The following is a 12,896-nucleotide window of genomic DNA, read 5'->3' as shown; positions in this document are numbered from 1 at the left end:
GCGCGTCATTGAGGTCGTCGAGGGTCATACTCAAAATCTATCTTGACGCGAATTAAACGTCCATATAAAAATTATACGTATAAAAATTATATGGATTTTAAGATGAAGATCCTGCACACCGCCGACCTGCACCTGGGACGACAGTTTAACGGGCTTTCTTTGGACGACGATCATGCGGCAGTCCTGAACCAGATTGTTGAAGCCATTCACCATCATCGCCCCGACGTCCTTGTGATCGCAGGCGACGTCTTTGACCGCGCGGCCCCGCCTGCTTCAGCGGTGCGCCAGTTCAACGCTTTCCTTTCGCGGGTTGCCAAGGAAACGGAGGCGGCGGTCGTCATCATTTCCGGCAATCATGATTCCGCAGATCGGATAGAAGCGATGTCGACAATGCCCGATAGGAACCGGGCCATGATTCGCGGCGCGATCTCAGTCAATGAACATCCCTTCGTCCTTTACGACGCCCACGGTCCAGTCGCCTTTTCGGGCCTCCCGTTCTCGTACGAATACGCGGCCCGCGAATGTTTCGGCGACGAGTCGCTCGCCTCACCGGCGGATGTGCTGAATGCGCAGATCGTGGCGGCCCGCCAGCACGTGCCAGTCGGCACACGCTGGGTGGTAGTAGCCCATGCCTTTGTTACCGGATCTTGCGTCAGTGAATCGGAGCGCCCGCTTGCAAGAGTTGGCGGCATCGAGACTGTTTCTGCCGAGCTTTTCGAAGGCGCTTGCTATGTCGCGCTCGGGCACATTCACCGGCCGCAAACCGTCGGCGCGCAGCACATCCGTTATCCAGGTTCTCCACTGGCGTTCGGCTTCGACGAAGCCGATCACGACAAATCGATGTGTCTCGTCGAACTGGATGGCGCGGGCAATGTTGCCGTCGAACAAATCGCTTTCCGCCCGACGAGGAAGGTTCGAATTCTCACAGGACCACACTCTGAACTAATGGCCGCGGAGAGATCGACGGATCTCATCAAGATCGTGCTGACTGACGAAACGCCCGTAATCGAGGCGATGAAACGGCTTAGAACCGTCTTCCCCCATGCTTGCCAGATGACCTACCAGCGGGATGAACGTTCCCCGATCGGAGTGCACCTCCCTACGTCACCAGCAAGCGCTATCGAGCCGCTGTCCCTTATCGGCGAATTCGTCGAGCAAGTGCGCACGACACCGATAACAGAGGTGGAGCGAACGATCGTCGCGAGTGCCCTTTATGAGATCAGTTCGGAGGAGCAGGCAGCATGAAACCGGTACGGCTGACCATGCAGGCATTCGGCCCCTATGCAGGGCGCGAAGTCGTCGATTTTCGCAGTGCAGTTGATGCTGGATTGTTCGGTATCTATGGCCAGACCGGATCCGGAAAGTCGACGATCTTCAGCGCTATGACCTTCGCTCTCTTCGGCCAGGCGGCGAAGGTAGAGCAAGATGCGCCGACCCTACGATGCGACAGCGCTGACGGAGATCTCCCCACTGAAGTCGAGTTGGTGTTCGACCTCGCCGACAAACGCTACGTGGTTCGCCGCCGGCCAGAACAACGCCGTCCGAAGCAGCGGGGCACGGGTGAGACGCGTGATGCGCATGAGGCATGGTTGTTCGATGCCACCGGTCTCGCGCTGGATGCGATCACCCCCGATCACCCGGGAAAGATAATTGAAGAAAAGAAGGTCGCATCGGTCGGAAAGGCGATTGAGGAACTCCTCGGCTACGGCTCACAACAGTTCCGCCAGATCGTACTCTTACCACAAGGCCGGTTCGAAGCCTTCCTTGCCGCGGACACGAGAACACGGCTTAGCATTCTGCGCGACCTCTTCGACGTCTCTCTTTATCGAGATCTAGCGGCCACGCTAAAAAATGACGCCGAAATTTCAGAGAGACAGTTTCGAGAGGAACGAGCAATCTTCGCCCGACGGTTGTCGTTGGAGGGCTTCGAAAGCCTTGAGGCGTTAAAGGGCGGCATCGCGAAAGTCGATGGCGAGCTTCTGGCACTCCAGACAAAGGAAGAAGAACAGCGTGTCCGTCTAAAACAGAACCAGACTTTGCTTGAGGGCGCTCGGCACGTCGAAGGCCTGTTCAAAGCAGCAGAGCGCGCAGCGACGGAACTCGAAACGTTAAGCGATCGAAGCAAGGAAATCGATGACTTGGACTTTCGGTTTCGCTCAGCCGAAAAGGCCGCATCGTTGCTCGGTTTCAAAGACCTCGTAACCGAGGCGGAACAGGATTTCGCGAAAGCTGATGCTGCCCATGTCAAAGCACAAGAACAGGCCCTAAGTGCTGCCAAAGAGGCCGAAGCCGCTTCCGTTGCTCGTCAAAACGAGGAGGCCCGCGCCAATGAAGTTGTCGCGATGGCGCGCGAGGTGGACACGCTTGAGCACTATCGGACCAGTCTCGAAAAGTCGAGCGAAGCGGCGGTAGCAGCGCAGTCGTCAGCGAGTAAGCTTACTCTCGCAAGCGAAACGCTTCGGACAACCAGCGATCGGCTTGCCGCATTGTTGCGAAAACACCAGACCGAAACCCAGTCGTTGAAGGTCGCTCAACGGTTAGAGGCACAGCGGTTCGACCTTGATCGCCAGCTCGCTACGCTCGACCTCAATTTGAAGCTTGCTGAGCATGTCGACAGAGCCGAACGGGACGTAGCTTCTTCCCGACTTCGCATCGATGGCCTGGTAGCTGGGCACCAGGAAGCGCTTGACGCTTCCACCCAGGCGCGACTCGGGTTCGAACATGCCGAACGCCGGCTTTCGGACGTGCAAGCACTTTATTTAGCACAAAAGCTGCAGCCGGGGCAGCCGTGCTCGGTCTGTGGCGCAACGCATCATCCGGCTCCGGCAACGGGCGGCGTCGAACACGTAGGTCTCGACATCGCCTTTCGGGACGCGAAAACGGAGCTGCAAAAGCGGCAGATCGCCGAGCACGAGGCTCATACAGAACTCGCCTCCGCTCGAGGTATACTTGCGGAGCGAGAAGAACGGCTCGAAAGTCTCGAACGGCCCCATATGCCATTGACGCAACTGCGCGGCGAAGTCGCCACGACGAAAGCAGCCTTGGAAGCGCTCGGCCCAACGGTCGACATCCGATTGGCAGAAGCGACTCTGGAAAAGCTAAGCCAGGAACTACTCGCTGAAGAGGCCACGCGTGAGAAGCATCGGATAGAAGTCCAGCAAGCAGAAAAGGAGGTTGCGGGCGCTGCCGCCGCGCTTAGTGCGATGCTTTCAGAAATCCCGGCGGACCTACGCGATCCCAAGATGCTCGACGACAAACTTAGGGCAAAGCAGCAAGCCCTACAGGAGCGTGAGAATGCGCGTCGGGCGATCGGTGAGAATGTCGTCAAGGCCAGCGAACGCGCGCTCGGTGCACGAAAGGATCTTGAGGCCGCCGAAGCTCTTCTAAAGGACCGCCAGCAGCGGCTGACGAAGGCCCACGAAGATTTTTCTGCACGTCTGTCACAGGCGAGCCTCACGGAAGATGCCTTTCAAGAGCTGAAGAGTGCTGTCGCGAGCATTGAACAGGACCGTGCGGCCGTCGAGCTCTTTCGGCGCCAAATGCACGCCGCAAACGATGCGTCTCGCAAAGCCGAGGACGCGCTTGCCGGTCGCGAGCGCCCCGATCTGGCCCCACTGGAACGCGACGTTAGTGACGCCGAACGGGCACTGCTAATGGCACAGGACTTTCGTGCCGATGCTGCTGCACGCTTTGGCCAATTGAACAAACTGCTCGACGAACTTGCTGAAACAATTGATCGTCTCGATCGAGCCGAGGCCGAAAGTGGCCCACTGCGAGAACTAGCGGCGCTTATGGACGCGAAGAATGCCTTCAATCTGGACCTCGAGACTTTCGCGATCGGGGCCATGTTCGACAAGGTCCTGATCGCCGCAAACCAGCGCTTTGGCCCCATGTCCAATGGACGGTACAGTCTCGAACGCGCCACCGAGGGAACCGGGCGCGGCCGACGTGGTCTTGGCATCCAGGTTCATGATATCCACACCGGCAAGCCCCGATCGACCACCACCCTTTCAGGCGGCGAAAGCTTTATTGCCGCGCTTGCGCTCGCGCTCGGCCTTTCCGACGTGGTAGAGAGTTTAAACGGTAAGGTGCGGTTGGACACCATCTTCATTGATGAGGGGTTTGGAAGCCTCGACACGGAGAACGGCGCCGGAACTCTCGATCAGGTGCTTCAAGCGCTAAGTTCGCTCGTCAGTCAAAACCGATCGGTCGGCTTGATCTCGCACGTTCCCTTGGTCCAAGAAGCCATTCCCAACGGCTTCTATGTTCGCAAGGATCTTTCGGGCAGCCGCGTCGAACACAGAGGAGTGTTCTGAATGGGCAATCGATGGTTTTCCCGCAAATCACATCCACGCCGGCTAGCGTCCGGCAAGATTACATCGGTCTGCGGCACGATCGTCTGTCGCACCACCGGTGGAGAAAAGAAGAACAGTCGCTACCGTCATCCTTGCCCACGCTGCGGTACACCCATCGTCAGCGTTCATATGAGAAGGGGTGGTTGGGTCCACTTCGAAAGCGGAGACGGTTTAACGAGTACGAAACACTGGTGCCTTCACCTTGGTGAAAGTCTCGGCCGAGGCCGCGACGACCTCACGCTGGACCTCTTTAACCGATAGTCCCGATCATTAAGGTTGCACCGGGCCTAGCCAAAACAGCCGCGTCATCACCTTTAATTGCAATGCTACAACTACATCAGACTGAGTTCGAGATCATGAGTGCCGCGGTCGAATCTTTCACGGCGAGGAATGTTTCGTCGACAGTCAGTCGTCGCCCGGATCTAAGGGAGACGCCAATCAGTGGATGCGCAACCCGCGCTGGCAGCAGCGATTAGGCTCTGTGAAGAACCTAAAGCGATCCTGGCCCCATGGCTGTGTTCCGGCGTGAACGCAGCTCGCTCCGATTGACGCGCGGCCCACGGCCATCGCGCCTCTCGGTGCACGTCACAGCCCGACCGCGCTTTCCCGAGCGAGGGCGTGAACGGCGTCAAGCGCCGGTCCCATGCACAGGATCTCGGTGATCCGGCGGACCGTTTTGGCGAAGTGCAACATCTCGTCCCCGCGAAGCGGTCGTCCCATCACGTCGGTTTCTCGGTAGGAGAGCCACTTCTTCAGCACCGGGTAACCACCCAGGGTGTAGGTCCAAACCTTCGCAGGAATAGCTAACCAGCCGGCCATGCCGTTTATATGAACATCGACGGCACGGCCGCCGAGCAGGGTCAGCACGGTGTCGAGATCGAGGTTGTGTCTACTCCCGAGCAGTTCAAGAGCCTCTAGCTCTTTATCAGACCACGCGCGCTCCGTCACAGCCCCAGCACCTGGCATAACGAGACGCGTGCCGTTCGGCTTGCGCTGCACCGATCCCCAGCCGACGGTGACCTCGTGGGTCGATCCATGTGGCAGTCCCAACGTTGCAAGCCCCGGGCGCAGCGAGCCTCGTGTAACGCCATCGACTTCTACTTCGGCATCCAGCAGCGCACTGAGGACGACACCAAGATCTGCAGACGACTTGAACACCTCATCGTCACCCGGGAACGGAATGCGAGGCCAGTCAATGCGGAGCGCATCCATGTTTCCGGCTTCGTAGCTCGGAGCATTCAGGGTCGCAATGATGTGGTCGAATAGCTGTTGGGCGGTAAGGCCACGCTTCTCGAGGGCCTCCTTGATCGATCGTGAAACGTTCGGCCCGATGTTCTGACTGTCCTGTCGGACCAGGGCCGGGAAGATAGAGACATTACTCTCCACCAAGTGGTGATCGCCGAGAACGCTGATCATCTGCGGGCGATAGAACACTCCCATCCGATTGCGCTCGCCCGCCGTGAGGAAGCGGTTTCCAGCACTCACATTCGCGGCGAACTCGGGCCGCTCTCGGTCGATGAGATCTGTGTCGGGCCGCCAATACGCCCAGCGCACGTCGAAAGGACGATAGGCGTAACGTATGATCTGTCCGTCATCATGCTCCGCTGCAACTAGCATGGCGCGGGTGTTCGTGGGCTTATATTTGCCGGAAGCGTTCATCAGCGCCGGGAAGGATTTCGCCAGCTCCGCGTTGCTGACCTTCGGGTCGAGATACCGTCCGATCCGCTTTTCCAGTACGTCGCTGTCGATGTCGACCAAAAACTCGTCCCGGCTTGTCTTCACCCCGGGGAAGCTGACCGGAAGGAGCTGGGGCAGCGTGGGCCAGTCAAAGTAACCTGCGCCGACTGAGGATGGCATGAACTGCAGGCGCATCGAGAGCGAGGGCTGAACCGCCTCGTAGAGCTGATGCGGATCGGCTTCAGCGGTCGCGGCCAGCGTCGCTCGTTTAGCAACACCCCAGAGATTCCGGAACTCGACCGAACTCGTCGGCTGGTGATCCAGCTTGCGGACCATGGTCGCGATCGCCGTGCCGACCTGTATGCCGGTCGGGTTTGCCGGCGTTGAGAAGGCCGAGGGATCAGGCAGGCCCTCCGGCGTCTTTTTGCCAGTCTTGTACTTGTCCCCGTTCAAGCAATCGATCGTGATGCTGTCAAACACGTCTAGATACCGCTCGCGCATGCCCGTACAGCTCAAGCTGTCGAGCCACCCGTAGTTGGAGATGAACGAGATCACGCCCGCGCCGGTCTTCTCGGCGATGCGGCGCTCGGCCATTCGGAAGAAGCGCACATAAAGTTCATTTAGGCCTTGGCCTTGGGGCGCGGCGACCTTCTTGACCTTACGGTATTCGTCCGACAGCGCGCGCTCCTCGGCATTGTCGGAGATACCGGCGAAGCCGTCGTAAGGCGGGTTGCCGAGCACCACCAAGATCGGCCGCGACTGCTTCACGGCATCGGCCGAAGCACGCTCAGCTTCGAGCTCCGGGAAAGGCAGCGGCTTGTTGGTATGGGGCTCCCAGCCGGTCAGCGCATTTGTCAGATAGATGGCAGGACGCTGGTCGTCCGCCAGCGGCGCATTCATGTGGGCCAACGTCATTCCGGCCTGCATATGCGCCACGACGAACGGCGCGGGCATGATCTCGAAGCCGAAGACCCGATCCATTGCCGCAGTGCGTAGCTTATCCGCTAGGGTGCTTCCGAGGCCGTGGAGCTGAAGGTTGTACTCGATGCGGCGCAGGACAGCATTGATGTAGCCTCCCGTTCCGCAGCACGGATCGAGCACGTAAACGCGCTCGTCCGCCAGACCGTCGGCGATCCCGAGTTCGTCCTTCAGTGTTCGATCGACCCGCGCAACCATATAGTCGACGATCTCGGCCGGCGTATACCAAACGCCGAATTGCTTGCGGAGTTGGGGATCGAACGCTTCGAGGAACGGCTCGTAGAAATACTGAACGGCTTGGCCTTCCTCGAAGCGCTTGAGGAATTCAGCGGCGTTGACACGGTTAAGGGTGTTGCCGGTCCAGTCGAGAACCTCGACAAGATCAAGTTGCTTGATGCTCTTGGGAGAAGTCAGCTGCTGAAACAACGCTCCGACGAAGGGTATGTGAAGGTTCCACGCCGCCGAATGCCAGTCGAATCTGGCTGGAACCCGCGGCGTTGAACGCGCCCAGATCACCCATGACGAGAAGAGGCCGTAGAACAAGGTCTGGACGAGGGTGGATCGAAAGAAATGGTCACCCTTCTCCTCGTCGAAGGTGATGCCGAGCGCATCCTCGAGGGCCGATCGAACGGTCTTAAGCGCGGGAAGATCGCCAGCCGCCTCGACGCGTGACAAGGCATCCCGCGCATAGGACGCCAGAAACCAAGCGACATCCTTCGGTCGGACGAGGGCTACGTTCTGCGTTAGCGCCCGACGCAGATATTCCACAAGCGCGCGCCCAACCGCCTGCGCCGTCTCGGAAGGAGTCTGGACCATGTTCCAGAACTCTGCTGCGCTGTCGGCGAGGCGAAAGCCTTCAAGGCGTAGGGCATCGCCCCCAGGCCCTTCGCCGATGAGCTGGAATGCGCGCAGATTACTGACCAATACGAGGCGATAGACGCCGAAATACTTGCTGACCTGAGCCGGCGTGGATTTGAAGAGAGAATCGTCGGCGACTGGCTTCAACTCGACGACGCCGCGCTCCGGAAACTGACCCTTGCGTGGCTCGCCCTTTTGCAGTTGGCTGACGGCGAAGAGCCCGTAATCAGGACTATCCGCGCCTATGTCGGCGAGCTGCGATACCGCCAGCACCTTGGGGGAGAGGCCGTTCCCCACGCGTTCGAATAACGTGTGAAGCGCAGGATAATACGAAGTCTCGGGCGTGCCGGCGCCGAGGGCGTGGACACGCCGCACCGACTCGAAGAACTCCTTCGCAATCTCGATCGGATCGTTACTCACGCGCCCTCAGTCCTCCTTCAACCCTTTGTGCTCACGCTGCGGATCTTCTCGTCAACGTCATTTCCACTTGTGCCACTCATTGGGCTCGGCTTCGAAACACCGTCAGCGTCACCGAACGGAGATCGCACGAAATCCGTTAAGATCCGTTTGATTCGGGGTGCCCATTGAGAATAGATGTCAGGAGCTCCTTCCTTTCTCATAGGAACCCCACGCGCGAAACCGCCCCCTCCTCGTCATCTCACGCCGGCCAAGTTCGCCGACAATCCGCCGCACCAAGATCAGCGGGTCGTTTTCACGCACCGCGCCCTGCCCGGCAATCGCCCTTTCGATCGCGGCAGCACCCGATGCACGTAAGCTGCCATCTTTGCGCTCGGAAAGAATGGTCATACATCGCAACGTTCTCCCCGGGAGCCTTCCTCCTTTTCAAGATGGAACATATCGATTAAACACTAACGTGTATGCAATACGTGCTTCATCTTATACGGGTTCCGCTGCTTATTTCTCGGGTGACTTCCCATTCCGCCGATCAAAAAAGCCACAGGCCTCACGCCCACCGAACAACATCTAGCTAAACTGGCCGATGATACGTTTCTGGATCTTTGGTCCTGGCCCAACGTATTTAAGAAGCCGGGCAAGGAGTTGTGTGACCTTCTGATTGTCTGCGGTGACGATGTGCTTATGTTCAGCGACAAGCACAACACGTGGCCGGATGACCCCTTCGAACTCGCATGGAAGCGTTGGTACAATCGCGCGATTGAAAAATCAGCCGATCAGATCCGCAAAGCTGACCTTTGGTTAAAATCAAATCCTCATGCAATCTTTGCGGACGGCAAATGCCAGCAACCGATCCCCCTCGAATTGCCTCCGATCGGACGAAGGCGTGTCCACGGAATCTGCGTCGCGAGCGGCGCGGAGGTAGCTGCCTCTGCCTACTTCAATGACCCGGACGGCACATTCATGATCATGCCGCACCTGCGCGGGAAGGATCATGTCGACTTCGGCTTGCCACATCATCGGCCGTTCTGTATCGGCGACGTCGATCCTGATGGCCCGTTCGTTCATGTCTTCAACATGGCAACGCTTGATATCGTCATGTCAGAATTCGATACTATCACTGACTTTACGAAATACCTAAACGCGCGGGCCAACCTCATTCGCTCGGGAAGGTTGTTGTTTTCGCCGAGTGAAGCGGAGCTAGTCGCCAACTATCTGTTGATGATGGAGCCGAATGGGGAACATCGGTTCCCTGCGGTCTCGGATGTGAAGGGTGCCAACGCGGATTCTGACACGGCAATAGCATTCGTGCAGGGGGAGTATGCCTACCTCATCCGCTCCCCCGAATATCAGCGGCGATGGGCTGCGAACCGTGTTTCGTATGAGTGGGACCGGCTGATAGGTCTTTTCACCCACGGGGTCCTGAACGACACCCAATTCCGCATACTGGACACTGATCCCACCGTTGAACTCGCCGAACGTGCGCTGCGCATCATGGCGAGAGAGGACCGTGTACAGCGCCGCGTGCTTGCTGAGGCGCTCATCGGCGCGCGGGAGGCGCTCGATTCGCAGAAATTGGCTCGGATCGCCCGGATTGCCGTTACACGGGATCGGGCGACGGGCGAGAAGGTTGCCTATGTTTTTCTTGTTCTCGCCGCCACTGACGCGATGGCCCAGGAGGATTATCGCCGCGTCAGGGCAACTATGCTGCAGACATATTGCCTCGCTGTATTGCACGACGATCGCGACCTGAAACTCTGCGTCGGAATCGCGGTCATGGCGATCTCCGATAAGGGCGAATCCGAGGATCTCGTTGCCTATCCACAGCAGGAGTGGACATCGGAATTGATCGAAGACTTGCGCCTGGGTCGCGAGAATTTCGAGGTCATCCAAACGCCCCTTGAGTTGAACGCGACGGCTATACGAGCGAGCAGCTTTCCCCCAGATCCTGCGTTCGAAGGCATGACCCGCCAACAACGTCGGTCATTGCAACGTCAACGAGCTAAACAGCAACGTTCCGCATGGCGATCGCTATAGTCAATGCGTTGGCTTCCGCCTGACCTCGCTTACACGGCCGGATCGCTGCCTGCACTGTCGGCGCAGAAATAGGCACGTCGGGCTCCTCGGGTCCCATCAAAACCGAAGTCCTCGAAAAGGAGGCACCGCCGCCGACATCGTTCAATTTCGGAGTTGCTATACCGTTTCAAACCGAAAATTGTCATATGTCCGTTGGGTTTAGACGCTAAACGGCGTACATTTTTCCGTTGACGATTTCAGCGAGCCACTTTTGCCAGGCCATTGCAATATCGGACATCAATCGCAACTCAGGCACTTTACGAGCATCGATAATCGATGAGCCTAAATTCTGAAGATCGGGCGTGACAGCGCGACACAAACCGCTACGTCGGCTGCCGCTTCCCGCGCAATTTCCCCTATGCACTCGCGCTTTGAACCGCGCTCCCTCTTCGGCGTGAAGTCGTTCGGTCAAAATCGATCGTCATTTTCTCATCTTACCTCTTCGATTGAAGTCGGAAAGCAAAAGCCACAAGTGTACCCCTGTTACCCGCCATTGAATCGCACTTGACCGCCTTAGCGGATCATTAACCATGTGGATTAACATCATAAATTTCTCAATCGGAAGTCATTTAGCTTGATACTTCCGTCATCCGGACACCAATTTTTGCGCCTCATCGCTATCGATAGGTATCAGGTATCGGTGGTCATCAGGCCCGGGCGGATAAAGCTTCGATCCCACGGATCGACACGGGAGAATCACCTACTACATAGAATGGCCTGACCCGATCCTTGGGTCCACCCCGAGCGTCCTTTCCCCGGCTGGTTTCTCCAATCTCCGGCTTCCATGAAACGGCGGTCGTTTGCTGCCCCTCGTGTCGCACAATTTTGCCCAGGGAAGCCCGCTGGAGCGATTTCTTCACCGCATATGGTCAGTTGGTCGCCCGAGATTCCGTTTTGCTCCTGACGGGCTTCTGTTTACGTCATAAAACACGCTTGCAACATATCTATTTCTCGCGCATTTTTTAATCTTTGCAAATCATATCCAAGCGGGTGGTCCAAAAGCGCGATGGCGAAGCAACAACCAGTTAACGACCAACCTAAGCAAAGGCTGGTTGGCTATGCGCGCGTGTCGACCGATGATCACGCCCACGATACCCAGCTCGACGAGCTGCGGGGGGCCGGCTGCGACCGCATCCATCAGGAGCACGGTTCGGGGCCATCGCACGCGCGCCCGGTGCTGAACAAATTGCTGAGCGAGCTCACAGCGGGAGACGTCCTCGTCGTCGTCCGCCTCGATCGGCTGGCGAGATCCGTAAGCCATTTGCTGCAGGTGATCCAGGATCTCGAAAAGCGCGGTGTCCATTTCCGGTCGATCCACGATCCGATCGACACCTCGACGCCGCAGGGCATGTTTTCGCTTGAGGTCCTGAGCGCGGTCGCCCAGCTTGAGCGTTCGCTGCTCGCCGAGCGCACCAAGGCCGGCATCAGAGAAGCGAAGGCGCGCGGCAAGCTTCCTGGCAACCCGGGCCTGAGGGAACGACGGCCGGAGGCGATTGCGGCGGTTTCGAAGGCGCGCGAAAAACTCTATCTCGATCAGCTTCTCTCCTCGTCGCAGACCTGGCTGCCCATGGTGCGGCAACTCCGGCCCAAGCACAGCTGGGAGAATGTCGTGCGCGTCCTCAATCGCCGCGGCCAGGACTGGACGGTCGAGCGCCTTCGTCGCGCGGTTCATCGCCTGGTCCGCGAAAAGCGCGCGGAGAAAGATCTCCTGGCCCGGTCCCCGCGACGCGCCCCCGAGGACCATCTGATGCAGCTGGTGGCGGCGATCGCCATTGCCGATCCCGATCTGTCGCTCCGCGGCATCGCCGCTGAACTGGACCTGATGGGAGAACCGCCGAAAGGCGGCGGCAGAAAATGGCAGCCCTCCTCCGTTCGAGACCTGCTGGATGAAGCCCACCGGTTTGGCCTCATCCGCCGCTGAGCCGGATTTTATCCGGGCGCCATGGCGCCATTCTCCCGACTGCGGGCTGCGCCAGCGAGCGCCATCGACCTGCGCGATCGGGCATTGCTCCTTATCCGCATTGCATCCGATGCTGGGTCGATCGGAAGTGGGAGGCTTGCGCGACCCCGATCTTATGGATGAGCAGCGCGCTCATACCGACAGCGACCTACGGCCACTGCCCTCCCCTCCCCCGCCCGTCAATGTGCGTTGGCCGTAGCAAGACAACGGGCGAGCGACGAGGCCATGCAGCCGCACCGTCCGCGTTCGTCACACAGACGGTGCGGCGACGACAAGCGTCTCGGAACGCAAGCAAACAGCGCAGCGGGGTTGATCATCTGGCGTCGCTCCATCGCTTCAACCCGGCTATGGGACGAACCCGATCTCCCTCCCCGAAGCACGGGGTATTGACCGCCCCGTTGCGCGTGCAAATCTCCCCAAGCGGCTCAAGCGGAATGCCGAGGTCCTCTCTCACTTTGCGTGTTGACCCATCCGTCTGAAAAGGCTGAAGTGCTCAGGCACGTCGGTGAGGAGTCTGGCCCTGAAAAGCAGCAACGATTTCATAGCAGCTGGGGCTATCGAGCGCCTGATCGAAGCCT

The 12,896-nt window shown here is 58.7% G+C and carries 6 protein-coding genes; 4 read left to right on the top strand and 2 right to left on the bottom strand.

Annotated features, from left to right (window positions below; genetic code table 11):
• Positions 1-102 precede the first annotated feature (102 nt).
• Positions 103-1,245: an exonuclease SbcCD subunit D gene (locus C1A35_RS29860; protein ID WP_104667890.1), complete on the top strand. Its 1,143-nt coding sequence runs from the start codon at positions 103-105 to the stop codon at positions 1,243-1,245.
• Complete coding sequence (locus tag C1A35_RS29855; protein WP_104667863.1) at positions 1,242-4,316, top strand: AAA family ATPase; 3,075 nt, start codon at positions 1,242-1,244, stop codon at positions 4,314-4,316. Before C1A35_RS29860 ends, C1A35_RS29855 begins: the two co-directional genes overlap by 4 nt.
• Positions 4,317-4,940: 624 nt before the next feature.
• Here C1A35_RS29855 and C1A35_RS29850 read toward each other — a convergent pair.
• Together C1A35_RS29850 and C1A35_RS36830 are read right to left on the bottom strand one after the other, a co-directional pair.
• Positions 4,941-8,288 carry a type ISP restriction/modification enzyme gene (locus C1A35_RS29850; RefSeq protein WP_104667862.1) on the bottom strand — a complete coding sequence of 1,116 codons (3,348 nt, stop codon included), beginning with the start codon at positions 8,286-8,288 and terminating at the stop codon, positions 4,941-4,943.
• 177 nt (positions 8,289-8,465) lie between these two features.
• Positions 8,466-8,675 carry a helix-turn-helix domain-containing protein gene (locus tag C1A35_RS36830; protein ID WP_234823056.1) on the bottom strand — a complete coding sequence of 70 codons (210 nt, stop codon included), beginning with the start codon at positions 8,673-8,675 and terminating at the stop codon, positions 8,466-8,468.
• A gap of 291 nt (positions 8,676-8,966) precedes the next feature.
• Between C1A35_RS36830 and C1A35_RS29840 the strand changes: the two genes are divergently transcribed.
• Both C1A35_RS29840 and C1A35_RS29835 read left to right on the top strand, forming a co-directional pair.
• A complete protein-coding gene (locus C1A35_RS29840) occupies positions 8,967-10,319 on the top strand; it encodes a hypothetical protein (protein WP_158665198.1) in 1,353 nt (450 codons plus the stop codon).
• A 1,045-nt stretch (positions 10,320-11,364) separates the two neighbouring features.
• Positions 11,365-12,279 carry a recombinase family protein gene (locus tag C1A35_RS29835; protein WP_104667860.1) on the top strand — a complete coding sequence of 305 codons (915 nt, stop codon included), beginning with the start codon at positions 11,365-11,367 and terminating at the stop codon, positions 12,277-12,279.
• The last annotated feature ends 617 nt before the right edge of the window (positions 12,280-12,896 follow it).

This window comes from Ensifer adhaerens, assembly GCF_002940685.1.
Taxonomy (GTDB): domain Bacteria; phylum Pseudomonadota; class Alphaproteobacteria; order Rhizobiales; family Rhizobiaceae; genus Ensifer; species Ensifer adhaerens_E.
This window is presented reverse-complemented; position numbering and strand designations above follow the sequence as displayed.

Excerpts from the sequence above, each read along its gene's own strand:
- C1A35_RS29860 (WP_104667890.1), top strand. The coding sequence starts at position 103 with ATGAAGATCCTGCACACCGCCGACCTGCACCTGGGACGACAGTTTAAC.
- C1A35_RS29855 (WP_104667863.1), top strand. The coding sequence starts at position 1,242 with ATGAAACCGGTACGGCTGACCATGCAGGCATTCGGCCCCTATGCAGGG.
- C1A35_RS36830 (WP_234823056.1), bottom strand. The coding sequence starts at position 8,675 with ATGACCATTCTTTCCGAGCGCAAAGATGGCAGCTTACGTGCATCGGGT.
- C1A35_RS29840 (WP_158665198.1), top strand. The coding sequence starts at position 8,967 with ATGTTCAGCGACAAGCACAACACGTGGCCGGATGACCCCTTCGAACTC.
- C1A35_RS29835 (WP_104667860.1), top strand. The coding sequence starts at position 11,365 with ATGGCGAAGCAACAACCAGTTAACGACCAACCTAAGCAAAGGCTGGTT.